A 21862-nucleotide genomic window follows, 5' to 3' on the forward strand; every position below is an offset into this window, starting at 1 on the left:
CGCCACCACCGCCGGTGCCGCCGCCGCCGCCGGCGGCAGCACCGTGCTCGCTCCCGCTGTCGCTCCCGCTGTCGCTCATGGACGCCTCCCCGGTCCGCCGGTTCCCCCGGGGGCGTCCGCGTCGTCGGGCACGACACCGTGGACGAACGACCCCTCGTACCGGTACAGCGTGCCGACGAGCGGCGCCGACAGCGTCAGCGACACGCGTTGGCGGTCGACGCCCGGGTCGTACCGCTCGGTCAGGACCACCCGCGGTGCCACGGCGGCCGGGAGGCGCAGCATCCGTCCCAGCACCCGGAACGACACGCGGGTCGAGACCAGGCGGAGCGCGCCGTCGGCGACCGCGACGTCGAGCGCGGCCACGAGCCGGCCGCGCCGCCCCAGGTGGTCGGCGAGCCCATCGGCGTCCGCCGTGATCGCGTCCTGCATCACCCAGGGCCCGGACCGGAAGTGGAACGTCCGGCGAGCGAGGACGGCGATGCGTCCCTCCCGGTCGACGGCCGGCCGGTTCTCGACGGTGAACGGCACGTCGCGTTCCCACACCGGCGCCATGACCGCGTCGCGGGCGAACCAGGCGAGCAGCGGCCACATCCAGCGTCGTGGCGTCCCGACGACGTCGAAGACGCCGGTGCCCCGTCCGACGTGCCCCGCGGGGATCGCGCCGAAGTAGCCGCGCAAGCGGGGGTGCAGCGCGTCGAGGGCGCCGGGACGGGTGCTCGCCTCGTAGGGCGATCGTGCGCTCGGGGTCACGGTCGGATCCTGTCACGTCCCCGGTGCCCGGTCGGTGCGGATGCCTACGATGGCGGCATGAGCCACCACCACGAGCACGGCGCGCGGTCGGCCAGCGCTCGGGCGTTGACCGTGGCGTTCTGCGTGTCCGCCGCGATCCTCGTCGCCGAGGTCGTCGGCGCCGTCGTGACCGGCTCCCTGGCGCTCCTCGTCGACGCCGGGCACATGGTCGTCGACACGGGCGGTCTCGCGATCGGGCTCGTCGCGGTGCGGCTCGCGCAGCGCTCACCGACGGCCAGACGGACCTGGGGCTTCCAACGCGCCGAGGTCCTCGGCGCCGTCGCGCAGGCCGCGGTCCTGCTCGGGGTCGGGATCGTCGTCCTCGTGACGGCCGTGCAGCGCCTGGTCACGCCGGTCCCCGTCCCCGCGGTGCCGCTCCTGGTGTTCGGTGTCCTCGGCGTGGTCGGCAACGCGGTCGCGCTGGCGGCGCTCACACGCTCCGGAGGCGGGACGTTCACCGCGCGGGCGGCGCGGCTCGAGGTGCTGAACGACTCGCTGGGGTCCCTCGCGGTCGTCGCCGCGGCGATCGTCGTCGCACTGACCGGCTGGGAGCGCGCGGACTCCGTCGCCGCGATCCTCATCGGTGCGCTCATCCTGCCGCGCGCACTCCGGCTGCTCCGCGAGACCACCGACGTCCTGCTCGAGGCCACCCCGCCCGGGCTCGACCTCGACGCCGTACGTCGTCACATCCTCCGGCTCGACCACGTGCGCGCCGTGCACGACCTGCACGCGTCACTCGTCGCCACCGGGGTGCCGACCCTCACCGCGCACGTCGTGATCGACGACCACTGCTTCACCTCCGCGCACGCCCCGACGATCCTCGACGAGCTGCAGCAGTGCGTCGCCGAGCACTTCGCCGTGCCGGTCGAGCACTCGACCTTCCAGCTCGAGCCCGCGTCACACCAGCGGCACGAGCACGACGTCCACGCCTGACCCCGGCGGCGCGGCTCAGGCCCGGGCTGCGAGACGGCTGCCGGCCCAGAGCGCGAGTGCGATGACGACGACCACGAACCCGAGGAGCACGGGCAGCGGCGCGACCACGAGCAGCACCGCGCCGGCGAGGACCACCGGGACGACCATCCCCGCGTAGCCGATGAGGAACGTCGCCGCCAGGACACCGCCGCGCCGCTCCGGCCCGACCAGACCGCCCGCACCGGCGATGGAGGCCCGGAAGAGCAGTCCGACGCCGGCACCGGCGAGCACGCTGCCCACGACGAACACCGCGACGACGAGGACGAGCGCGCCGACCGCGACCCCGGCGAGTCCGACGGTGACGAGCAGCATGCCCCAGCGGACCTGCGCACGCATCGCGAGGCGGGCGAGGGCGATCTGCGCGACCGCAGCGCCCGCGAAGACCCCGAAGCTCGTCGCACCGGCGGCGAGCCGGTCCGTGACGTGGAAGGTGGTCGCGAGGAACGTCGGCGCGATCGACGTGAACAGGCCGAGCACGGCGAAGGTGCTGAACGCCCCGGCACCCGCCGCCCAGAAGGGTCCCGCTGCCCCGGACGGCGCGGTGATCGGCTGGGGTCGGTAGGCCGGGCGTACCCGCCCCGTGTCGATGGTCTCCGGGACGACGAGCATGGCGACGAAGGCGACCGCGAGGACCACGACGAACACGGCGTACGGCACGACGAGGGGGTGCCGGACGAACTCCGCCAGCACACCGCCGACGAGGGCACCGCCTCCGATGCCGCCGAGGTTGACCGCTCCGGCGACGACGCTCGCGTTCCCGCCCGCGCCCCCGTCCCGGCGCGCTCGGACCCGGAGTTCACCGAGGTGGGCCGTGGCCGAGGCCGTCAGGGTGCCGACACCGAGTCCGCTGATGAACCGCGCGACGAGGAGGCCCGGGACGTCGTTCCAGACGAGGAACAGCACGGCGGCGACGAGCTCGAGCGCGACCGACACGAGGATGAGCCGTCGGCGTCCGTGGACGTCGCTGAGGTGCCCGGCGAGCCAGAGCGCGATCATGACCCCCACGGCGTACGCCGCGAACACGAGTGTCACGGTGAAGGTCGGGAAGCCGTCGCGTGCCTGGTACAGCGCGTACAGCGGTGCGGGGACGGCGGCGAACGCCATGACGCTGAGGAAGCTCCCCGCGACGATCCAGAACCCGGCCGCGTGGCGCTGACGGCTCGGGGTCGGTCGGGCGGGCCGCTCCGGGCGTCCGGCACCAGCGACGGGATCGGGCAGCGGCACGGATGCGGTCCGGGGAGCGGTGGTGGTCATGGTCCGAGCGTGCAGGACTGCACCGATCGTGTCCAACGGACAGGACCGCTGGCGTCCATCGACGTGGACGATGATGGACGCATGGAGACCCGCCTGCTCGAACAGTTCGTCGCCGTCGCCGACGAGGGCAACGTCACCCGCGCCGCCGCCCGGCTCTTCGCTGCGCAATCGACCGTGTCCGCCGGTCTGCAGAGCCTCGAGCGCGAGCTCGGCGGGGCCTTGTTCGACCGGGTCGGTCGCCGTCTGACCCTGAGCCCCCTCGGCGAGGCGCTCCTGCCGGACGCCCGGGCCGCGCTCGGCGCGGTCGAGCGCCTCCGGGACGGCGCCGTCACCGCCGACGCGCAGCTCCGCGGCCGCGTGCGCGTCGGGATCTTCGCGAACATGGACATCGTCGACCTGCCGCGGATCATCACGACCTTCCACGCGCGGCACCCGCTCGTCGACGTGCACCTCAGCGCCTCCGCGGCGGGGACCACCGGCCTGGCGGAGGACCTCCGGGCCGGCCGGCTCGACCTGGCCTTCACCGCACTGCCGCAGGACCCGCCGGGGATCGCGGTGACTCCGCTCCGCGCCCTGGCGTTCCGGGTGTACGTCGCACCGCGGCATCGACTCGCGGACCACGCTGTCGTGTCCCTCGCCGAACTCGCGGACGAGCCGTTCGTCGACACCGCGCGCGGGTTCGGGAACCGCATCATCCTCGACGCGGCGCTCCGCGACCGGGGCATCCGGCGCCGCATCGTGGCCGAGATGAACGACCTGCCGTCGGTCGTCCGGTTCGCGGCGACCGGGCTCGGCGTCGCGGTCGTCCCCGACCCCGGCACCGCCGGGGACGCCGTCGTGCTCGAACTCGCGGACCCGGTCGAGCCGCTGCGAGTCGGACTCGCCACCGCTGCCGGCGCCGCTCTGAACCGCGCCACACGCGCCCTCGCCCGAGCGGTCGTGGGCGGTACCGGCGGCGGCACCGGCGGCGGTACCGACGGCGGCACCGGCCGCGTCGGCAGCGCCGAGCGGAGCGCCGGCTCGGATCAGGCCGCGGACGGCTCCTCGAGCAGGTGACCGATCGCCTCCACCGAACGCCGGGCGCGCGCCGTCGTCGACACGAAGCCGATCACGACGACGCCCACGGCGATGCCGACGACGATCCACCACATGGCGTGCGTCGCGACCGCGAAACTCGCGTGGACCGCCGCCGCTCCGCTCGCTCCCGTGACCGTCCCGGCGAGCGCCACGCCGAGGGAGACCCCGGTCTGGCGACTCGTCGACGCGACCCCCGCAGCCGATCCCGCCTGGGCACGGGGCATGCCGGACACCGCCGTGTTCGTGATCGGCGCGTTCACCATCCCGAAGCCGAACCCGAACAGCGCGAAGGCGACGACGAGCATCCACATCGGCGTGTCCGCGCCGATCGTCGTGAGGACCGCCGCGCCCGAACCGATGCCGACACCCGCGAGCACGAGCGGGATCCGGGTGCCGACCGAGGCGACGAGGCGACCGGAGAACGGCGACACGACCATGGTCGCCACCGCGGCGGGGAGCGTCCAGAGCCCGGCCTCGAACGGTGACATGTGCCGGACCTCCTGGAGGTACAGCGCGTTGAGGAACAGGAACGCACCGTTCGCGCCGAAGGCACCGACCGCCGTGAGCACGGCCGTCGAGAACGGGATGCTCCGGAAGAACCGGACGTCGACGAGCGGCTCCCGGCGCCGCCGTTCCACCACGACGATGAGGACGAGCGCGAGCGCTGCTGCGGCGAACAGGGAGATCGCCGCGACCGAGCCCCACCCGAGCCGTGGACCCTCGATGAGTCCGCCGACGAGCGCCGCGAGCAACACGACCACGAGTGCCTGACCCGGGGCGTCGAAGCGCCGGGGGCGAGCCGCACGGGACTCCGGGACGAACGCGAACGTCAGCACGACGGCCGCGATGCCGATCGGCACGTTGATCCAGAAGATCGCCCGCCAACCGATCGTGTCCGTCAGGGCTCCACCGACGAGCGGACCGACCCCCATCGAGACGCCGACCACCGCCCCCCAGACGCCGACCGCGCGAGCACGCTCCTTGGCGTCGTCGAAGGTCGCCGTGATGATGGACATCGCGACCGGGTTCATCATCGAGCCGCCGACGGCCTGGACCATCCGGAACACGACCAGCCAGCCGACGCTCGGCGCCAACGAACAGAGGAGCGAGCCGACGGTGAACAGGACGAGCCCGACCTGGAACGTCCTGCGTCGGCCGATGCGGTCCGCGGTGGACCCCGACAGCATGAGCAGACTCGCGAGGACCAGCGTGTAGGCGTCGATCGTCCACTGGAGTCCGGAGATCGTGCTGTGGAGCTCACGGCCGATCGACGGCAGCGCCACGTTCACGACGGTGGCGTCCAACGAGACGATGAAGAGACTGAGGCAGCAGACCGTCAGGATCACGTACCGGTGGCGGTACCGCGACGGGAGGTCCGGGTCGCCCTGCTGGGGACTGCGTGCGTGGACGGACTCGCGTCGGTCGTGGTCAGTGGTGGTCGTCGCCCTCGTCCTTCCGGTGTCCGCCGAGCATGTCGTTGTCGTCCTGCTCACTCGTGGCCGCCAGCTGCAACATCGCCAGCACGACGATGACGACGATGAACGCGATGCAGAGGAACACCGCCGCGAGTTCGGGCTGACGGGTGGACATCAGGACGACGAGTCCGACGAACACCGCGACGATCGCCGAGATCGCGAGGAGTTCGACCGGGCGGAGCCGGTCGCGGCGGCTTGGGGTGGTCATGCGTGTGGTGCTCCGTTCGGGGCCGACGGCGTGGGTGCCGAGGTCCCCCACTTGTGCGAGAGGGCGGCGATCACGTGGAAGACCGCCGTCAGGGCGAGGTACGCGCCGAGCAGGCCGACGAGGATGATCGACGAGTCGAGCGTGCCGCTGACGTGCTCGATGCCGCCGAGGTCCTTGGAGTAGTCCGGAGGCGTCAGCAGGAACGCGATCGCCAGCAGGACCGTGAGCCCCCCGACGGTCATCCAGTCGCGGGCGAAGGGCGACGTACGCCGCGCGAGGACGCCCTGCAGGAGTTCGATGCCCCCGGTGACGACCGCGAACGCGGTGACGACCGCGAGGAACGCCGGGAGTCCCGCAGACGGGAGGAACAGCGCGACGACGCCGGCGGCGACGGTCACCGCAGCCTGCACGACGGCGAGGCGACGGGACCGGGGGTCGTCGAGTCGGCGCAGGCTGCCGACGCCGAGCAGGGCGCCCTCGACGATCGCGAAGGCGCCGAACAGCACCAGCCCGAGCGAGGTGGCGTGGTTCGACGAGAACGTGATCACCATCGCCACGACCGCGGCGGGCAGTGCCCGGGACAACGGGACCGTCCAGTACCGGGCGCGCTGCGCGGCGTCGTCCACGGTGTCGGACACGGAATCCCTCTCTTGGGCAGGCTGATCGTACGGTCAATGGTACCGCCGGGCCGATGCGGGCCCGTCCGGCCGGCGGCGTCGCGGCTGAGGATGCTCGAACCGCGAACGCGCGCCGCCGACCCCGCGGGCCGACGGCGCGCGACACGACCGGTCAGGCCGCGGGGTCCTCCTGTCGCTCGAGCTCACGTCGGCGACGGACCGAGCGGACGCCCAGGCCGGTGACGACGGCGATCGCCGCGACCAGGACCGCAGCAGCCGTGCCCACGGTTCCGGTGAAGGCGAGCCGGGCCGGGTGCGCTCCGGCGGCGACCGGTGTCGCGGAGGCCGAGGGCCGTGGCGTCGCGGTCGGGTGCTCACCGCCGTGGGGCGGGGTGGTCGGTGTCACGACGGGCGGTTCGATCGTGCCGATCGGTCCGGGCAGCGGCACGGGGTCCGACGGGTCGCCGTCGTCCGGGTCGTCGGGCGAGGTGGCGATCGCGACGTTGAGGACGTCGGCGCCGTCGCCGCGGTACCCGGCGTCGAGTTGGGCGTCGAAACGGAACCGGTGCCGTTCGCCCGGTGCGACCGTGACCGCCGAGGAGCACGTCACGTGCTGACCGTCGGCGCGACAGCCGTCCTCGGACCCCACGAAGCGCACGGGCTCCGGCAGGTCGTCGACCGCACCGACCCGGCGCGCGTCGGACGGTCCGCCGTTGACCGCGGTGATCGTGTACCGGAACACGCCCCCGGGCAGCAGCTCGACGTCCCCGGGCAGGAGCTCGGCGGCCTTCTCGGTGCGCAGCGCGGCGTCGGTCCCGATCGCGGCCCGGACCGTCGACGCGTTGTCCGCCGTGTTCGTGTCGGCGCGCGACGGTGGCGTGGTGATCCGTGCCGCGCTCGCGATCTGCCCCGTGGCGTCCGCAGCGAGGTCGCCCTCGATCGTCCAGGTGACCGTGGCCCCCGGGTCGATGTCGGCCGTCGTGGCGATCTCCGGACCGGCGCCGGACCCCGCACCGCACGCGGCACCGGCCGTGGCGGCGCACGTCCAGCGGACGTCGTGCAGTTCGGTCGGCGTCGCGATCACCACGTCGTTGCGCGCGGAGCCGTTCCGCCCCCGGTTCGTCGCGGTCGCCGTGTACCGGACGTGCGTGCCCGCGACGACGCGCTCCGGCATCTCCTGCGTGATGCCGACGTCGGTCGGGATGGACACGGTCAGGTCGTCGACCTCGTGGGCGTTGGTCGAGTTCCCGGTCGAGGCGGTGAACCCGAGGCGCAGTGTGTCCGGGAGCGGCGCCTGTCCGTCACCCTCGAGCGCCACCTGGTCGATCACGGTCCGCATCCGGGTACCCGGTCCGGAGTCGGACCGCACCGTGAGTGCGAGGACCCCGTCGGCGGCCGGCAGCAACGTGACGTGCACCGTCCGTTCGTCGGACCGGGACTGCGTCCCCACTCCACCGTCGGGGCCGACCGCGCCGCGGAGGAACCGGTAGCCGTCCGTGCCATTCCCCGAGCCACGGAGCACGACGTGGTCGGGCTGGGGACCGGGGCCGGACCCGTTGAACGGACGTGAGAAGTTGCCGCGCAGGTCGAACCCGACGCCGACGAACGCCCCGGGCATGCCCGCGACGTCGCAGGTGCCGTAGTGGCCCGAGTCGTCGTAGCAGCTGTACCCGAGCGCCGCGCCGGGTCGCCCGACCCCCGGCGCGACGGCACCGTCCGACAGCGACATGAGCAGGCCGTCCGCCCCGGTGCCGCCGTGCATCGCGTACCGGAACTCGATCTCGAGCCCGAGGTCCGACGCGAACACGTCGTCGGTGGCCCAGGAGCCCGCCTCGCTCCGCACGGCGTCCGTGAGTCGCAGCCAGCCGTCCCCGACCTCGGCGTCGCCGGACAGCGTCCCGCCGTCGGCCGAGTCGAAGTCGGTGTGGAACGGGAACGCGAGCTCGGCTGCGTGGGCGCTCGTCACGGGGAGCATGGCCCCGGCGCTCAGCGCGGAGAGTGCCAGGGCTCCGCAGGCGATGCGCCGCAGTCGCCGCAGCGCCGCGGCGCGGGGTACGGCGCCCGGCGTCCCGGGTCGTGCTGGTGTCGGTGGATGTGCTCGTGGTGCTGATGTCATGCCGCCCATGCTGGGGACCGGAGTCGCTCCCCCGAGGCCGGAGCGGACCGGTTGTGGAGGCCGCGCCCGGGCCTCCCGGCTGTGGACGGCGGACCGACGGGCCGCCCACCGCACGCACTGGACGGTCCGCCGTCAGCTCACGCGGTGAGCCACACCGTGCTCTCGCCCGGCAACAGCCCGTCCTCGATCGGGCACGACGCCACGACGACGGCGCCCTCGGGCAGCGGCACGGGGTCGGTGCCGAAGTTCGTGACCGAGCGCCATCCGTCGGCGCGCGCGAACCCGACCACCCGGTCCGGCGTCTCGAGCCACGTCAGGTCCTCGCCGCCGCGGTGCGTCCGACGGAACGCGAGCGCCGCGCGGTACAGCTCCAATGTGCTGCCGTCGACGCCGTCCTCGGCCTCGACGCTCCACGTCCCGAAGTCGGCGGGCTGCGGCAGGTGTGCCCCGTCCGGCCCGAACCCGAACGAGGAGCCGGACCGGGTCCACGGGATCGGCACGCGGCAGCCGTCACGGCCCTTGTCCGTGTGCTCCGAGCGCGCCCACTTCGGGTCCTGCAGGCGGTCGTGCGGGATGTCCGCGACCTCGTGGAGGCCGAGCTCCTCGCCCTGGTACACGTACGCGGACCCGGGCAGCGCGAGCACGAGGAGGGACGCGGCACGGGCACGACGGAGCCCGCGGTCGCGGTCGAGCACCGGCTCCCTGCCGTCGCTCATGAGCCAGGCGCCCGAGTCCGCACCGTCCGGGAGCCCGTACCGCGTGGCGTGCCGCACGACGTCGTGGTTCGACAGCACCCAGGTGCTCGAGGCCCCGGACTGGCTCGCCTGCGCGAGGTTCTCGTCGATGATCGCGCGGAAGGCCTCGGGGTCGAACGGGGCCTCGAGCAGGTCGAAGTTGAACGCCTGCCCGAGTTCCGTCGGTCGGGCGTAGAGCACGCGACGGCGGGCGGGTACCCACGCCTCGGCGATCGCGCTCCGCGGCGGGTCGTACTCGTCGAGCACCCGTCGCCAGGACCCGAGGATCTCGTGCACCTCGTCGCGGTCGTAGAGCGGGTCGCTGCCGTCGAGGGGCAGGTGGTCCTGGTCGCTCGGCCGGAACGGCTCCGACAGGTCCTTGGCCATGGCGTGCGCGACGTCGACGCGGAAGCCGTCGACCCCGCGGTCCGACCAGAAGCGGAGCGTCTGCTCGAAGTCGGCGCGGACCTCCGGGTTCGACCAGTCGAGGTCGGGCTGCTCCCGCGCGAACAGGTGCAGGTACCACTGGCCGTCGGCGACCCGGGTCCACGCGGAGCCGCCGAAGTTCGAGACCCAGTCGGACGGCGGCTCCGCGCCGTCGGGACCGGAGCCGTCGCGGAACACGTAGCGGGCCCGGGCGGCGGAGCCCCGTGGGGACTCGAGTGCCTCCTGGAACCACACGTGCAGGTCGGAGGTGTGGTTCGGGACGACGTCGACGATGATCCGGATCCCGGCGGCGTGCGCGGCCGCGACCAGGGCGTCGAAGTCGGCGAGCGTCCCGAGCTTCGGGTCGACGTCGCGGTAGTCGGCCACGTCGTAGCCGCCGTCCGCGAGGGCGGACGGGTAGAACGGGCTGAGCCAGATCGCGTCGACGCCGAGCTCCCGCAGGTACGGCACCCGGTCGGTCACCCCGGCGATGTCACCGACGCCGTCGCCGTCGACGTCGGCGAAGCTCCGTGGGTACACCTGGTAGACGACGGCTTGGCGCCACCAGTCCGGGTCGTGGAGGGACGGGGTCGGCTGGTCGGTCCCGGGGACCGGTGGCTGGGTGGACACGGAAGCGTCGTTCCTCTCGCGGCGGGTTCGGTGCGTCCGTCACGCTACGCGGCGGTGGCTCGGAGGGATCGCGGACCCGAGAGAGGGCCGCATCCCGAGCGCGAGCTGGCCGTTGCCCGCCACGCCCAGCCACTGCGCGCACCACCGCCCGAGTGGTTCCTGTACGTCCCGGCGTTCGCTAGCCGGTCTAGCAAGTAGGCAGGTTAGGGTGGTGTGCATGAGCACGCAGGAGGTCACCGAGCCGTCCGGGTACTGGTACCCCGACGACGATGCGACCCAGCGGGGCGTCGATGTGCTGAACGCCCTGCGCCGCTACCGCGGGGCCGAGACGGCGATGCGTCGCCGGACCCGTGACGCGATGGGCATGGGCGAGACGGACCTCCTGGCCGTCCGGTTCCTGCTGCAGGCGCAGCGGGCGGACCGCACCATCAGCCCGAAGGACCTCGCCGCCTACCTCAAGATCTCGTCGGCGTCGACGACGATCCTGGTCGACCGCCTCGTCAGGAGCGGCCACGTCCGGCGTGAGCCGCACCCGACCGACCGTCGTGCACTCGTCATCGTCCCGACGACCAACACGGACACCGAGGTCCGCGCGACGCTCGGTCGCATGCACCGGCGGATGATGCACATCGCGGAGTCCCTCACGGCGGACGAGGCCCGGGTCGTCATGACCTTCCTCGAGGACGTCCGTGCGGCGGTCGACATGGTCGACCCGCACGAGGACTGACCGCCCGGCCGACCGGTCACGGGGGACGCTTGTCCGGACGTCGGCTGAGCGTCGACCATGCCGCACCGGGTAGACCGGGAACCGTCACCGAACCTCGGAACGGAGCCATCATGCACGCATCGGACAAGCTCGCCGGCAATCTCCAGAAGGTCCTCGTGGACCTCATCGACCTGCACGTCCAGGGCAAGCAGGCCCACTGGAACGTGCTCGGACACAACTTCCGGGACCTCCACCTCCAGCTCGACGAGATCGTCACGGAGGCACGTGAGTTCTCCGACACCGTGGCGGAGCGCATGCGCGCCCTCTACGCCACGCCCGACGGTCGCTCGAAGACCGTCGGCGCCACCTCGAGCCTCGACGAGTTCCCGGAGGGCGAGGTCTCGACCCACGACGTCGTCGACATGATCACCCTGCGCCTCTACCAGGCCGTGGGGACCATGCGCGACGTGCACGACGAGGTCGACGAGGAAGACCCGTCGACCGCGGACATCCTGCACGCGATCATCGACCGACTCGAGCAGCTCGCGTGGATGGTCAGCGCCGAGAACCGCACGCCGAAGCAGACGCTGTCGGCGGCGACGACCGCTCCGAACGCCGAGAGCGTCGAGAGCGCGCAGTCGACCAGCCTGAGCTGAGCCGACCCCTCTCCGGGTCACCCGCGCATCCGGGTCACCCGCCCATCCGGGCCACCCGCCCATCCGGGCCACGGCGCACCGGCGACCGGCCGCGGCGGCATCCGCCGACGCGGCCGTCGTCGTGCGCGCACGCAGAACGACAGACAGGAGCACCACCCCATGGACCTCGGCATCTCGGGCCGCATCGCGCTCGTCTTCGGCGCGGACTCCGGCATCGGCTGGCAGACGGCCAAGCTCCTGCTCAGCGAGGGCGCCACCGTCGTGATCACCGACCTCGACCAGGCCGCCCTCGACGACTCGGCCGCGAAGCTCGAGGCCCACCCGGGCCGGCTCTTCGCGTTCGCCGCGGACGTCACCGACAGCGCGAGCCTCACCCGCCTCCACGACCAGGTCCGCGAGTCCGTCGGCGTGATCGACATCCTCGTGCAGTCCTCGGGGGTCACGGGCGCCCAGGGCATGTTCCACGAGATCGACGAGCAGGGTTGGCTGTCGACCATCGACATCGATCTCATGGGCCCGGTGCGGATCACGCGCGAGTTCATCGGTGACCTGCGCGACGGTGGCTGGGGCCGGATCGTCTACGTGACGAGCGAGGACGCCCTCCAGCCCTACGACGACGAGCTGCCGTACTGCGCGGCGAAGGCCGGCGTGCTCTCGTTCGCCAAGGGACTGTCCCGGAGCTACGCGAAGGAGGGGCTGCTCGTCAACACGGTCTCCCCCGCCTTCATCCACACCCCGATGACGGACGCCATGATGACGAAGCGGGCCGAGCAGACGGGCCAGGGCTTCGACGAAGCGATCGAGTCGTTCCTCGACGAGGAGCGCCCCTACCTCGAGCTGCACCGCCGCGGCGAGCCCGACGAGGTCGCGAGCGTCATCGCGTTCCTCTGCAGCGACCGCGCCTCGTTCGTGAACGGGTCCAACTACCGGGTCGACGCCGGCTCGGTCGCCACCATCTGACCGGGAGACACACGATGACCGACCACCGCTACCTCGTGATCGGCGGGGGCATGGTCGCCGACGCCGCCGCCAAGGGCATCCGCGAGATCGACGAGCAGGGCTCGATCGGCATCCTCAGCACCGACGTGGACACCCCCTACGCCCGCCCCGCGCTGTCGAAGAAACTCTGGACCGATCCGGACTTCAGCTGGGACAAGGTCGACCTGCACACGGCCGACGCGACCGGCGCCGAGATCCACCTGCGCACGACGGTGGTCGCGATCGACCGTACGGCGAAGACGGTGACGACCGATGACGGACAGCGGTTCGGGTACGAGCGGCTGCTCATCGCGACCGGCGGAACACCCACGCCGCTGCCGATCGAGCACGACGACGGCGTGATCGACTACCGGAGCGCCGAGGACTACCGACGACTGCGGGGGTTCGCGGACCAGCACGCCCACGTCATCGTCGTCGGCGGCTCGTACATCGGCACGGAACTCGCCGCGGCGCTCGTGCAGAACGGCGCGACCGTGACGCTCGTGCACCCCGACGACGTGCTCGGCGGCTCCATGTTCCCGGCGGACCTCGCGGCGGCGTTCGAGCGCCGGTACCGCGACGCCGGTGTCGATCTCGTCGGCGGCCGCAGGGTCACCGACGGGCACGGGACCGACGACGGCGTGATCGTCACACTCGACGACGGCCGCGAGCTCCGCGCCGACGCGGTCGTCTCCGGGCTCGGGATCACGCCGAACGTCGACCTGGCACGGGATGCGGGCCTCCCGGTCGACGACGGCATCGTGGTCTCGGCGACGCTCGTGACGGAGGACCCGGACGTCTTCGCCGCGGGCGACGTGGCCGAGTACCCGGACCTGGTGCTCGGCCGCCGCCGCGTCGAGCACGTCGACAACGCGCAGGAACAGGGCCGGCAGGCGGGCCGGAACCTCGCGGGTGCCGACGAGCCGTACACCCACACGCCCTACTACTACTCGAACGTGTTCGACATCGGGTACGAGGCCGTCGGCCGCGTCCAGGCGACGCTCCGCACGGTCGAGGACTGGGCGGCCCCGCTCGAACAGGGCGTCGTGTACTACCTCGACGGGGACGTGACCCGCGGCGTGCTCCTGTGGAACGTGCAGGGGCAGCGTGACGCGGCGCGCCAGGTGCTCGCCGAGGCGGAAGCGCTCACCCCCGACATGCTGCCGGGCCGGATCCCCACCGGGGGCTGAGCCGGGAGGCCCAGCCTCCGTCCGTCGCTCAGGCCGCGTCCTCGACGCGCTCGGGCCCACGGACCGGCGTCGACCGCTCGTCGCCGTCGGCGCGGCGCTCGGCGCCGTCCTCCGACCCCGCGGCGAGCTCGCCGTCCGCGATCACCTGCTCGCCGTCGCCGACCGGTTCGTCGTCGTGGACGGTGGCGCGAGCGTCCTCGGTCTTCCCGGCCGCGACCAGGTCGTCCCCGCGGACCACGCCGACGAGTTCACGGAGGCGCGCGACGAGGACGTGCCACGCCTCCGCAGGGCGCAGTCGGTCGAGGTCCGACCTCGTGGTCGTGTCCGCCACCGCGGTGAGCGACGCCACCCCGCGGTCCGGCAGGTCCCCGCGCACGTGCGCCACGGCGAGCGCCGCGACGACGTCCGCCTGCGCGTGCACGACGGCGTGGGCGCCGCCCGTGACCTCACGGAGGACCGCGTACGGGAACACCCGCCCGAGCCGCCGCACCCAGTCGCGCGGGACGAGGGCGTCGTGCTCACCGCGGACGACGAGCACCCGGGCCTGCACGGCGTCCGCCCGACGCTCGATGGGGTACGCGAGCATGCGGGGCAGGACCGCCCGGAACCAGTGCCAGCCGCACAACGCGTACGCGGTGAGGGCGTGCCAGCGGATCGCGGCCGGCTCGTGGACGACCGAGCGGGCGAACCGCACCATCGACTCGCTCACCGTGCGCGCAGCGCTGTCGACGACCGGGCTGATCAGGACGACGTCGCCGAGGTCGGGCCGGCGGGCCGCCACCTCCGTGACGACCTGCGCCCCCATCGAGTGCCCGACGAGGACCGGGTCGACGAGCCCGAGCGCGTCGATGACGGCCTCGACCGCGTCGGCGTACCGCTCGATCGAGACGGTCCCGCGGAACCGTCGGACCCCGGCGAACCCGGGCAGGTCGAGGGCGTGCACCGGGCCGAACGCGTTGAGGTTCGAGGCGAGCCGCTCGCGGTGGGTCGCCGCGACGCCGAGGCCCGCGACGAGCACGAACGCACGGTCCCCGGGGGCGCCGATCGTGCTCACGCGGACGGTGGTGCCGTCGACCGGGACGCGACTGACGGTGACGGTGGCGTTCGGCAGGGCGTCGGACACGTGGACCTCCGGGTGCTCGCTCGGGCGGATGACCGACGATAACGGCCGCACCCCCGAACGGGTGGCGCGACGGGCCGGGAGGCGCGGGATGCGGCCGTCCCGTCCCTCCCGCCACCCTGCGCGGTCAGCCCGCGAAGCGGTGGGCCGGGATCCCGTGCACCCGCGTCGGCACCGCGAGGACGGCGCCGGAGAGCGGCGCCTGCTCGAGCTGCTCCTCCGTGAGGTTCTCGCGAGCGGTGCCGATGAACAGCGTGCTCATGTCCACGCCCCCGAACGCGACCGAGGTGACGTTCGGGGCGGGCAGGTCGACGACCTCCAGGCGTTCGCCGTCGGGCGAGTAGCGCTCCACGCGCCCCTCGCCGTAGATCGCGCCCCAGAAGCAGCCCTCGTCGTCGCGCACCAGGCCGTCGTGCGCGGCACCACTGACGAAGGGCTCCAGGTCGCCGAGTTCGCCGTCCGGCCCGTAGGAGCCGCGGAAGATCGTGGAGACCGCGGTGTCCGTGACGTACATGACGCTGCCGTCCGGCGACCACTCCATCCCGTTCGTCGTGCCGAACCCGCCTCGGAGCACGCGTACGGTGCCGTCCGGGTCGATCGCGTAGAGGGCCGCGTCGCCGTCGCCCTGGAGGTCCATGCTCCCCACGAGGAACCGGCCGAAGGGATCGCATTTGCCCTCGTTGAACCGCATGTCCGGTTTGGCGTGCTCGACGGTCGCGAGCTCACGGTCGATCGCACCGTCGGCGTCGGTCAGGACCACGCGGTCCCCGAGCGCCGCGACGAACCCCCCGGAGGCACGGGGCTGGAACGACGCGAGCGGCGGCGGCAGCGGGACCGAGGACACCACGACGCCGTCCGCGGTCGCGGTGTGCAGGGTGCCGAGCGGGATGTCGGTCCAGTGCAGGCGCTGGCCGTCCGGGTCCCAGACGATGCTCTCGACGAGCGCTGCCTTCGCATCGGTGAACACGCGGACGGGACCGGTCGTGGCGGTGGACATGCACCCCGGTCTACCCGGGCCGCGCTGAGGACGCACCCCGGACGTGACGCGTGCTCCATACTCATCCCGTGGATGCGCAGCGCGAGTCGGAGACCGAGCGACTCGTGGTGTTCACCGACGCGGTCGCGGCGATCGCGATCACGCTGCTCGTGCTGCCGCTCGTCGACATCGTGCCCGAGGCCGCGCACCGGGACGGCGACGTCGGCGCGCTGCTCCGCGAGCACGTGCCGCAGTTCGGCGGGTTCGTGCTCAGCTTCGCGGTCATCGCGCGGTTCTGGTGGTCCCACCACGAACTGTTCCGCACCGTCACACGCCTGAGCCGGGCGGTCGTGCGGTGGAACCTCGTGTGGACGTTCGCGATCGTCGCGCTGCCCCTGCCGACGGCGATCATCACCGCGTACCGGCCGAGCCCCCTCACCGTGGAGCTCTACGTCGGCACGCTCGTGCTCGCCACCGCGGCGCTCGCCGGGATCGCGCGGGCGTTCCTCCGCCGCGATGACCTGACCGACCGCGAGCGCACCGCCGCCCGCCAGCAGCTCCTCGGTTCGGCCGTGAGCGCCGGCCTGTTGCTCCTGGCCGCCGTGGTGGGGAGCCTCGTGCCCGCCGTCAACTTCTTCGCGCTCCTGCTGCTGTTCGCCTCCGGGCCGGTCGAGCGGGTGCTCCGCCGACGCTGGACGAGCGCCACGCCGGGGTGACCCGGCGCGGCGCTCGGGGCGTCAGTCGCCCTTGACGTTGACGAGCTGCCGCAGCGTGTGACGGATCGTCACGAGGTCGGCGGCGTCCGCCATCACCTGGTCGATCGGCTTGTAGGCCGCCGGGATCTCGTCGAGGAACGCATCCGTGTCCCGGAACTCGATCCCCGCCATCGCCGCGCGGAGCTGCTCGTGCGTGAAGGTGCGCCGAGCCGCGGACCGCGAGTAGGACCTCCCGGCTCCGTGCGGTGACGACGCGAGCGACTGCGCGTTGCCGCGCCCCTCGACCACGTACGAGGCCGTGCCCATGGACCCCGGCACGAGTCCGAGCTGCCCCTCGCGCGCCGAGATCGCACCCTTCCGCGACACCCACACGTCCTTGCCCCAGTGCCGCTCCTGCTGCGTGAAGTTGTGGTGGCAGTTGATGCGCTCCTGCTCGTCCACCACCACCCCCATGACCTCGCTGAGCTGGCGGACGACGCGGTCCATCATCTCCTCGCGGTTGAGCAGGGCGTAGTGCTGCGCCCACCGGAGCTCGGCGATGTACCGGTCGAACTCCGGCGTCCCCTCGACCAGGTACGCGAGGTCGGCATCGGGCAGCTGGATCCACCAGCGCTCCATGAGCCGCTTCGCGACCGCGATGTGCCGCTGGGCGATCTTGTTGCCGACACCACGGCTGCCCGAGTGCAGGAACAGCCAGACGCGGTCGGTCTCGTCGACGCTCACCTCGATGAAGTGGTTGCCGCTCCCGAGCGTGCCGAGCTGCTCGCGCCATCCGCCGAGGGCTCGCGCCGGGTCGAACCCCGCGGCGTCGGCGAGCGCCTCGAGCTCCGCGATGCGGGGCGCGGCCGTCGCGACGACCTTCCGGTTCGCGGCCCCGGCCGACAGCGGGACCGCCCGCTCGATCTGCTCGCGGAGCGGGCGCAGGTCGGTCGGCAGGTCGGCGCGGTCGAACTGGGTCCGGACGGCGATCATGCCGCAGCCGATGTCCACGCCGACGGCGGCGGGCATGACCGCGCGGAGCGTCGGGATGACGGAGCCCACGGTCGCGCCGAGCCCCAGGTGCGCGTCGGGCATGAGCGCCACGTGCGGGAACACGAAGGGCATCGCGGCCGTGGTCCGTGCCTGCTGCTCGGTCGTCTCCTCGAGGAGACTCGCCCACGAGAGCAATCGGTCGTTGATCTTCTGCATCGTTCCGCCTTCCGTCGGATCGGGATGGTGACGGTCCGGGGCGGACCGGCACCGTCCCTCCCGACCGACACGGTGGTCGGTGACCGATCTGGTCGACGGGAGACGGGTGCGCAAGACGCCCTGGGCCTGGTGGGCACGGGCGTCGGAGGACGACCGTGCCTACACGGGATAGCTGCTGGTGGGCCGCTGCTCGAGCGCACGCCACATGAGCGGCACGAGCTGCTGCTCGTTCCGCTTCCGGGGCTGCTGTTCGACGCGCACGGCGGTCCTCCAGTCGGGTGCCCAGGGCGGGCACGGAGCACCGACCATAGTGCGACACGCCCGAGCTGCACAACCGCGACACGCCCGGGAGGCCCGGCGCGGGTCGCACCGGTCGGTGTGGGCCCGTGGACCGGAGGTGGGAACGGCAGCCGGACTGCTCGCAGTCGAGGGGAGCAGAGTAGGAGGATGCCCGAGCGCACTCCGGACACCCCGGACTCCTCCGACAACGCCGAACGCACCGACGGCTACGCCCCCCTCCGCTCCTACGCGGCCATCGGCGACGGCCGCACCGTGGCGCTCGTCGGCCGCGACGGCCGGATCGACTGGTTGCCGGTGCCGTCCATGGACTCCCCCGCTCCCTTCGCGAGCATCCTCGATGCCGAGCACGGCGGGCACATCGCGTTGAAGCCGACCGGCCCGGCGCACATGGAGCGCCGCTATCTGCCCGGCACGAACGTGCTCTGCACGACGTGGACCACCGCCGACGGCGAGGCCACGGTCACGGATGCCATGGCCACCGGCGTGGCCGGACGACTGCCCTGGGCCCAACTCGGGCGCTGCGTGCAGGGCGTCCGCGGCGCGGTCGAGTTCGAGTGGGCGGTCCAGCCGGGCACGCTCCTCGGGCAGGCCCGACCGGAACGACTCGACACGGTGAACGGCTCGATCGTGGCGGTGGACGGCGTGAGCATCGCCATCGTCGAGCTCGGGTTCGAGCCCGTGCACGAGGACGGCCCGCGGTTCTCCGGACGGTTCCGGACGTCCGAGGGCTCGAAGTCGATCCTGTCGGTCATCGGGACGCTCGACGAGCCGCTGTTCATCCCGGACCCGCACGAGACGATGCGCGGTGTCGACCGCACCATCCACAACTGGGAGACCTGGTCGAAGGAGTTCGCGTACGACGGCCCCTGGGCGGACGCCGTGCACCGCAGTGCCCTCGCGCTCAAGCTGCTCATCTTCGCGCCGACGGGGTCGATCGCAGCCGCGGCCACCACGTCGCTGCCCGAGGACGACCGCGGCGACAAGAACTGGGACTACCGGTTCGCCTGGGTGCGCGACCTCGCCTACTCGGTCCGCGCACTGACGCGGTTCGGGCTCCGCGAGGAGACGCACGCCGCCGTCTCGTGGCTCATGCGGACCATCGCGGACAACGGCGACGGCATGCCGATCTTCTACCGGCTCTCCGGCGCGCGGTCGGACGGCGTCGTGGAACGTGACGTGCCCGGCTGGCGCGGCATCGGTCCAGTGACCGAGGGCAACCGCGCAGCGGACCAGCTCCAGCTCGGCGTCTGGGGCGACGTGTTCGACGTCATGCGGCAGTACGTCGCGCAGGGGAACGTCCTCGACCGGCAGACGGCGCACGTGCTCGAACGGCTCGCGGACGAGGCCTGCCACAAGTGGGTCGAGGAGGACTCCGGGATGTGGGAGCTCCAGGAGGCCCACCACTACACGACGAGCAAGATCGGCTGCTGGCAGGCACTCGACGCGGCGATCGAACTGCACGACAAGGGGCAGATCGGCGGCCCGCGCGACAAGTGGGTGGAGAACCGCGAGCTCATCGAGCAGTGGGTGGCTGAGCACGGCTGGAACGAGGAACTCGGTCACTACGTCATGCACCCCGACACCGATGCCCTCGACGCGTCGATCCTGCTGCACGCCTCGTCGTCGTTCGACCGGGGACCGCGGATGTCCGCGACGATCGACGCCATCCGGGAGCAGCTGTCGGTCGGACCGCTCGTCTACCGCTACTCCGGGCTCGAGGACGAGGAGTCGCCGTTCGTGGCCTGCTCGTTCTGGCTCGCGTCGGCGTTGGCCTGCGTGGGACGTGACGACGAAGCCAGGGCGCTCATGGACGACATGGTCGCGCAGGGGAACGACGTCGGGCTGTTCGCCGAGATGATCAGCGCCGACACGGGGGAGTTCATGGGGAACCTGCCGCAGGGCCTGTCCCACCTCGCGCTCATCAACGCGGCGATCACGATCGAGGAGATGGCCCGCGAAGGATGACGAACGACCCCGACGCCCGGATGGACCGGCTGCGGAAAGCGGCCCGGTACCGGTTCGCGCAGTACGCCGAGGAGCAGGCGCGCGAGACGGAGGCATCGGGCACGCCCGCATCGCGATCGCTCGACCCCGACGAGGTCCGTGCCGAGCGACGGCTCCGGGGTGCCCGGGACATGGTCGCGCACGCCAACGCGCTCATCGAGGAGGGTGACGAACGTGGGGTGTTCGAGCACAACCCGCTGCGCGGCAAGCCCCTGCCGGACAACGACGGCCGGCACGACCCCGACTGGTGGATCCGGCGCTACGTCGAACGCGAGGAGCTGACCGGCCTCGGACCGCCGGCGCTCGCCCTCCGGAAGGAGGACGCGGAACTCGACGCCCGGCTCGACGAGGAGTCGAGCGAGCGACGCGTCCGCGAGATCGTCGAGGACTTCGACGCGCGGGTCGTCGAGGCACGGCGGCAGCTCATGGGCGGCCCGCCGGTCGTCACGCCGGTCCGGGACGTCGACGTCGAGATCGAGCGGTGGCGCGACCGCCGGGAGGCCCGACACGCGGTCGAGCGCGCCGCAGCGGCCGAGCAGGCCGCCGCCGATGCGGAGGAACGGCAGCGGCGGCGTCGATGGTGGCGCCGCCGCTGACCGCTCCTAGGCCTCGCGCGTCTTCGGCGAGCTGTCGTTCGTCTTCGCCGGGTCGCGCTCGACGACGTCGCCGAGGACCTCGTCGATGCGGGCGAGGGCTTCTGCCGGGATCCGGACACCGGCCGCGCCGGCGTTGTCGTGCACCTGTTCGGGACGGGACGCCCCGATGATGGCGGACGCGACGTTGTCGTTCTGCAGGGTCCACGCCACGGCGAGCTGCGCCATGGACAGGCTCAGCTCCTGCGCGATCGGCTGCAACTGCTGTACCCGCTCGAGCACGTCGTCGCGCATCCAGCGCGAGATCATCTGCGCGCCGCCCTTCTCGTCCGTCGCCCGCGATCCCTCGGGGAGCGGCTGGCCCGGCTGGTACTTGCCCGTCAGGACACCCTGGGCGATGGGCGACCAGACGATCTGCGAGATGCCGAGCTGCTCCGACGTGGGGACGACCTCGCCCTCGATCACGCGCCAGAGCATCGAGTACTGCGGCTGGTTCGAGATGAGCTGGACCCCGAGCTGCTTCGCGAGCGCGTGGCCCTTCTCGATCTGCTCGGACGTCCACTCGGAGACGCCGATGTACAGGACCTTGCCCTGCCGGACGATGTCCGCGAAGGCCTGCATGGTCTCCTCGAGCGGGGTCTCGTGGTCGAAGCGGTGCGCCTGGTACAGGTCGACGTAGTCGGTCTGGAGCCGCTGCAGCGAACCGTCGATCGACTCGAGGATGTGCTTGCGCGACAGACCGGTGTCGTTGTGTCCCTTGGGCCCGGTCGGCCCGAAGACCTTCGTGGCGATCTCGAGGGACTGCCGCCGCTCGCCCTTCAGGGCCTCGCCGAGGACGGTCTCGGCACCCGTGTTCGCGTACACGTCCGCGGTGTCGAAGGTCGAGATGCCCACGTCGAGTGCCGCCCGCACGCAGGCGATGGCCGCGTCGTTCTCGACCTGCGATGCGTGGGTGAGCCAGTTGCCGTAGGTGATCTCCGAGACCTTGAGTCCCGAGTCGCCGAGGTAGCGGTGTTCCATGTGTCGTTCCTCCCGGGCCGCGTCGGTGCGGCGCCGGGGTCGACGGTAGTCCCGACCCGGGACCGAGCGCACCGGCGTCTCCGGTCCTGTGGACGGGGGCGACCTGTGCACGTGCGT

The 21862-nt window shown here is 72.6% G+C and carries 20 protein-coding genes; 9 read left to right on the top strand and 11 right to left on the bottom strand.

Annotated elements, in window-relative coordinates; genetic code table 11:
• Positions 1–75: 75 nt before the first annotated feature.
• The gene (locus DEI81_RS06845) at positions 76–750 is read right to left on the bottom strand and encodes a DUF4166 domain-containing protein (protein ID WP_111009780.1); all 675 of its coding nucleotides are present in this window, start codon (positions 748–750) and stop codon (positions 76–78) included.
• A 57-nt stretch (positions 751–807) separates the two neighbouring features.
• On the opposite strand from DEI81_RS06845, the gene DEI81_RS06850 reads away from it, so the two are divergent.
• Entirely contained in the window at positions 808–1722 is a 915-nt protein-coding gene (locus tag DEI81_RS06850) for a cation diffusion facilitator family transporter (protein ID WP_111009781.1), read from the top strand.
• A gap of 15 nt (positions 1723–1737) precedes the next feature.
• Here DEI81_RS06850 and DEI81_RS06855 read toward each other — a convergent pair whose 3' ends face one another.
• Positions 1738–3015, bottom strand: a complete 1278-nt coding sequence (locus DEI81_RS06855; protein ID WP_111009899.1) for an MFS transporter — start codon at positions 3013–3015, stop codon at positions 1738–1740.
• Between the two features lie 81 nt (positions 3016–3096).
• Here DEI81_RS06855 and DEI81_RS06860 point away from each other — a divergent pair, with 81 nt between their 5' ends.
• On the top strand, positions 3097–4071 hold the full coding sequence (locus tag DEI81_RS06860; RefSeq protein WP_111009782.1) for a LysR family transcriptional regulator: 975 nt from the start codon (positions 3097–3099) through the stop codon (positions 4069–4071).
• Here the strand turns inward: DEI81_RS06860 and DEI81_RS06865 are convergent.
• The 5 genes from DEI81_RS06865 to DEI81_RS06885 all read right to left on the bottom strand — a co-directional run bounded on the left by DEI81_RS06865 (position 4041) and on the right by DEI81_RS06885 (position 10298).
• Positions 4041–5438, bottom strand: a complete 1398-nt coding sequence (locus DEI81_RS06865) for an MFS transporter (protein ID WP_146244036.1) — start codon at positions 5436–5438, stop codon at positions 4041–4043. The two genes, DEI81_RS06860 and DEI81_RS06865, sit on opposite strands and share 31 nt — an antisense overlap.
• Before the next feature lie 82 nt (positions 5439–5520).
• Complete coding sequence (locus DEI81_RS06870) at positions 5521–5775, bottom strand: hypothetical protein (RefSeq protein ID WP_111009783.1); 255 nt, start codon at positions 5773–5775, stop codon at positions 5521–5523.
• Positions 5772–6413 carry a DUF308 domain-containing protein gene (locus DEI81_RS06875; RefSeq protein WP_258368540.1) on the bottom strand — a complete coding sequence of 214 codons (642 nt, stop codon included), beginning with the start codon at positions 6411–6413 and terminating at the stop codon, positions 5772–5774. Before DEI81_RS06875 ends, DEI81_RS06870 begins: the two co-directional genes overlap by 4 nt.
• A 151-nt stretch (positions 6414–6564) precedes the next feature.
• A complete protein-coding gene (locus DEI81_RS06880) occupies positions 6565–8508 on the bottom strand; it encodes a DUF11 domain-containing protein (RefSeq protein WP_181435339.1) in 1944 nt (647 codons plus the stop codon).
• Positions 8509–8645: 137 nt separating this feature from the next.
• Positions 8646–10298, bottom strand: a complete 1653-nt coding sequence (locus DEI81_RS06885; RefSeq protein ID WP_111009785.1) for a glycoside hydrolase family 13 protein — start codon at positions 10296–10298, stop codon at positions 8646–8648.
• Positions 10299–10515: 217 nt separating this feature from the next.
• On the opposite strand from DEI81_RS06885, the gene DEI81_RS06890 reads away from it, so the two are divergent.
• The 4 genes from DEI81_RS06890 to DEI81_RS06905 all read left to right on the top strand — a co-directional run bounded on the left by DEI81_RS06890 (position 10516) and on the right by DEI81_RS06905 (position 13828).
• Positions 10516–11025 (top strand): MarR family winged helix-turn-helix transcriptional regulator, encoded by a 510-nt coding sequence (locus tag DEI81_RS06890; protein ID WP_111009786.1) that lies wholly within the window; start codon positions 10516–10518, stop codon positions 11023–11025.
• Between the two features lie 110 nt (positions 11026–11135).
• Positions 11136–11660 (top strand): Dps family protein, encoded by a 525-nt coding sequence (locus DEI81_RS06895; protein ID WP_111009787.1) that lies wholly within the window; start codon positions 11136–11138, stop codon positions 11658–11660.
• A 159-nt stretch (positions 11661–11819) separates the two neighbouring features.
• The gene (locus DEI81_RS06900) at positions 11820–12620 is read left to right on the top strand and encodes an SDR family NAD(P)-dependent oxidoreductase (RefSeq protein WP_111009788.1); all 801 of its coding nucleotides are present in this window, start codon (positions 11820–11822) and stop codon (positions 12618–12620) included.
• 14 nt (positions 12621–12634) lie between these two features.
• Positions 12635–13828, top strand: coding sequence for an NAD(P)/FAD-dependent oxidoreductase (locus DEI81_RS06905; RefSeq protein WP_111009789.1), 1194 nt, complete (start codon positions 12635–12637; stop codon positions 13826–13828).
• A 28-nt stretch (positions 13829–13856) separates the two neighbouring features.
• On the opposite strand, the gene DEI81_RS06910 is transcribed toward DEI81_RS06905, so the two are convergent.
• Together DEI81_RS06910 and DEI81_RS06915 are read right to left on the bottom strand one after the other, a co-directional pair.
• Positions 13857–14951, bottom strand: a complete 1095-nt coding sequence (locus tag DEI81_RS06910) for an alpha/beta fold hydrolase (protein WP_146244037.1) — start codon at positions 14949–14951, stop codon at positions 13857–13859.
• A 124-nt stretch (positions 14952–15075) separates the two neighbouring features.
• Positions 15076–15945, bottom strand: a complete 870-nt coding sequence (locus tag DEI81_RS06915; protein ID WP_111009791.1) for an SMP-30/gluconolactonase/LRE family protein — start codon at positions 15943–15945, stop codon at positions 15076–15078.
• Between the two features lie 68 nt (positions 15946–16013).
• On the opposite strand from DEI81_RS06915, the gene DEI81_RS06920 reads away from it, so the two are divergent.
• The gene (locus DEI81_RS06920) at positions 16014–16640 is read left to right on the top strand and encodes a TMEM175 family protein (RefSeq protein WP_181434591.1); all 627 of its coding nucleotides are present in this window, start codon (positions 16014–16016) and stop codon (positions 16638–16640) included.
• Positions 16641–16661: 21 nt separating this feature from the next.
• On the opposite strand, the gene DEI81_RS06925 is transcribed toward DEI81_RS06920, so the two are convergent.
• Complete coding sequence (locus tag DEI81_RS06925; RefSeq protein ID WP_111009793.1) at positions 16662–17828, bottom strand: RtcB family protein; 1167 nt, start codon at positions 17826–17828, stop codon at positions 16662–16664.
• A gap of 447 nt (positions 17829–18275) precedes the next feature.
• Here DEI81_RS06925 and DEI81_RS06930 point away from each other — a divergent pair, with 447 nt between their 5' ends.
• On the top strand, positions 18276–20093 hold the full coding sequence (locus DEI81_RS06930) for a glycoside hydrolase family 15 protein (protein WP_111009794.1): 1818 nt from the start codon (positions 18276–18278) through the stop codon (positions 20091–20093).
• Positions 20090–20728: a DUF1992 domain-containing protein gene (locus DEI81_RS06935; RefSeq protein ID WP_111009795.1), complete on the top strand. Its 639-nt coding sequence runs from the start codon at positions 20090–20092 to the stop codon at positions 20726–20728. Before DEI81_RS06930 ends, DEI81_RS06935 begins: the two co-directional genes overlap by 4 nt.
• 6 nt (positions 20729–20734) lie before the next feature.
• Here the strand turns inward: DEI81_RS06935 and DEI81_RS06940 are convergent, their stop codons facing one another.
• Positions 20735–21745 (bottom strand): aldo/keto reductase family protein, encoded by a 1011-nt coding sequence (locus DEI81_RS06940; RefSeq protein WP_111009796.1) that lies wholly within the window; start codon positions 21743–21745, stop codon positions 20735–20737.
• Positions 21746–21862: the final 117 nt, after the last annotated feature.

It is taken from the genome of Curtobacterium sp. MCBD17_013, assembly GCF_003234565.1.
GTDB lineage: Bacteria > Actinomycetota > Actinomycetes > Actinomycetales > Microbacteriaceae > Curtobacterium.

Excerpts from the sequence above, each read along its gene's own strand:
- DEI81_RS06915 (WP_111009791.1), bottom strand. The coding sequence starts at position 15,945 with ATGTCCACCGCCACGACCGGTCCCGTCCGCGTGTTCACCGATGCGAAG.
- DEI81_RS06850 (WP_111009781.1), top strand. The coding sequence starts at position 808 with ATGAGCCACCACCACGAGCACGGCGCGCGGTCGGCCAGCGCTCGGGCG.
- DEI81_RS06890 (WP_111009786.1), top strand. The coding sequence starts at position 10,516 with ATGAGCACGCAGGAGGTCACCGAGCCGTCCGGGTACTGGTACCCCGAC.
- DEI81_RS06930 (WP_111009794.1), top strand. The coding sequence starts at position 18,276 with ATGCCCGAGCGCACTCCGGACACCCCGGACTCCTCCGACAACGCCGAA.
- DEI81_RS06905 (WP_111009789.1), top strand. The coding sequence starts at position 12,635 with ATGACCGACCACCGCTACCTCGTGATCGGCGGGGGCATGGTCGCCGAC.
- DEI81_RS06880 (WP_181435339.1), bottom strand. The coding sequence starts at position 8,508 with ATGACATCAGCACCACGAGCACATCCACCGACACCAGCACGACCCGGG.
- DEI81_RS06925 (WP_111009793.1), bottom strand. The coding sequence starts at position 17,828 with ATGCAGAAGATCAACGACCGATTGCTCTCGTGGGCGAGTCTCCTCGAG.
- DEI81_RS06870 (WP_111009783.1), bottom strand. The coding sequence starts at position 5,775 with ATGACCACCCCAAGCCGCCGCGACCGGCTCCGCCCGGTCGAACTCCTC.
- DEI81_RS06895 (WP_111009787.1), top strand. The coding sequence starts at position 11,136 with ATGCACGCATCGGACAAGCTCGCCGGCAATCTCCAGAAGGTCCTCGTG.
- DEI81_RS06940 (WP_111009796.1), bottom strand. The coding sequence starts at position 21,745 with ATGGAACACCGCTACCTCGGCGACTCGGGACTCAAGGTCTCGGAGATC.
- DEI81_RS06860 (WP_111009782.1), top strand. The coding sequence starts at position 3,097 with ATGGAGACCCGCCTGCTCGAACAGTTCGTCGCCGTCGCCGACGAGGGC.
- DEI81_RS06935 (WP_111009795.1), top strand. The coding sequence starts at position 20,090 with ATGACGAACGACCCCGACGCCCGGATGGACCGGCTGCGGAAAGCGGCC.
- DEI81_RS06855 (WP_111009899.1), bottom strand. The coding sequence starts at position 3,015 with ATGACCACCACCGCTCCCCGGACCGCATCCGTGCCGCTGCCCGATCCC.
- DEI81_RS06900 (WP_111009788.1), top strand. The coding sequence starts at position 11,820 with ATGGACCTCGGCATCTCGGGCCGCATCGCGCTCGTCTTCGGCGCGGAC.